The following is a 1,400-nucleotide window of genomic DNA, read 5'->3' as shown; positions in this document are numbered from 1 at the left end:
GCTTCTTTTGCTGCATCATATTCCGCATTTTCAGACAAATCACCTTTATCTCTTGCATCCGCAATATCTTGAGATGCCTTTGGGCGCATTACACTTTTTAAATGCTCCAATTCATCTTTTAATTTTTTTAATCCTTCTGCTGTATAATAAGATACTTTACTCATAACTTCATCGTTTATATAAATACAAAAAATCCCATCGCGACGGGATTTTCTTACCACAAATATACTATAATTTTTAATAGTACATAATTATATGTTAATCATATAGATTTCAAATCTAAATAAATTATTTTTGTTTTAACTAATTCTTATCCAAATAATGAAAAAAATCTGGTTTTTTATTGCTTTTACTGCTATTTTATTCTCTTGTAGCGACAACAACAGAAGTAGCAACAATCCTTACATTCCTAATTATTCTATAAACGCATATCTTGACACCAATTTACCAACGTATAACAAATTATTATATCCAAGTAATCCTGTTTACATAGTCAATTATGGCGCAAAAGGGATTATAGTCATGAAAACCGGCGAAGGAACTTATACTGCTTTTGATGCGGCCTGCCCAAACCAAGCTTTAACTTCTTGCACAGCCATGACAATTGACGGAATTTATGCTGTTTGCTCCTGCGATAAAACGCAATATAACTTATATACAGGACTTGGCGGAAAAGAATATCCGATGAAGCAATATCGTGTAGAATCTTCTGGAACAGTCATTCATGTTTACAACTAAAAACAAAAAAGCCTGAAAATAATTTCAGGCTTTTTTATGTTTTCTCTTAATTAGAATTTCAAACTCAAACCAATTAAGAAGTTTGTTCCTGCTTGCGGATAATAGTATGGATACACATCCCACATTGCTCCGTTTGAAACGTATTTCTTGTCGAAAATATTATTTACCAAAGCTGTAATTGTTATCGATTGGAAAATCGTTTTTGGTTTTATTTCATATGATGCATTAAAATCGTTTACAAAATAATCTGCCAGTTTTGCCGCCGGAAGTTCAATATTGTTCATGTATTGTTCTCCAACATATTTTTGCAATAATGAAAGATACAGTCTTTCTATTGGTTTATATACGATAATATTTCCTGCAATAACTTCTGGAGAATAGGCAATTTTTGTTGTTCCGTAGTATTCTCCATCAACAGCTAAATCTACGTTTTTGTTGCTGCTTAAAGTAAAGTTTGGTCTTAAAGTAAATTTATCAGAAAGTGCAATTGTAGCATCAAACTCAAAACCTAAACGGTAGCTTTTCTCTGTATTGGCACGAATCGGATTTCCAACATCGTCTAATCTTCCCGTTAAAATCAACTGGTCTTTGTATCCCATATAATACAGATTCGAATTCAATTGAAATTTCTCTGAATTGAATCTCCATCCTAACTCAAAATC

At 32.1% G+C, this 1,400-nt stretch carries 2 protein-coding genes and 1 pseudogene; 1 reads left to right on the top strand and 2 read right to left on the bottom strand.

The genetic code is table 11. From position 1 onward, the window contains the following. Positions 1-164 (bottom strand): annotated as a pseudogene (locus tag B3J44_RS24270) (transcription elongation factor GreA); the annotation flags it as partial. A gap of 157 nt (positions 165-321) precedes the next feature. Here B3J44_RS24270 and B3J44_RS16020 point away from each other — a divergent pair. After that, positions 322-738 carry a hypothetical protein gene (locus tag B3J44_RS16020; protein WP_286969632.1) on the top strand — a complete coding sequence of 139 codons (417 nt, stop codon included), beginning with the start codon at positions 322-324 and terminating at the stop codon, positions 736-738. 50 nt (positions 739-788) lie between these two features. Here the strand turns inward: B3J44_RS16020 and B3J44_RS16015 are convergent. Beyond that, positions 789-1,400, bottom strand: a 612-nt coding sequence (locus B3J44_RS16015) for a TonB-dependent receptor domain-containing protein (RefSeq protein ID WP_286969631.1), incomplete at its 5' end; no start/stop codon positions are given.

It is taken from the genome of Flavobacterium sp. UBA4854, from assembly GCF_002399805.1.
Taxonomy (GTDB): domain Bacteria; phylum Bacteroidota; class Bacteroidia; order Flavobacteriales; family Flavobacteriaceae; genus Flavobacterium; species Flavobacterium ginsengisoli.
The sequence above is the reverse complement of the archived record's forward strand: the minus strand, read 5'-3'. Positions and strand labels throughout refer to the sequence as shown.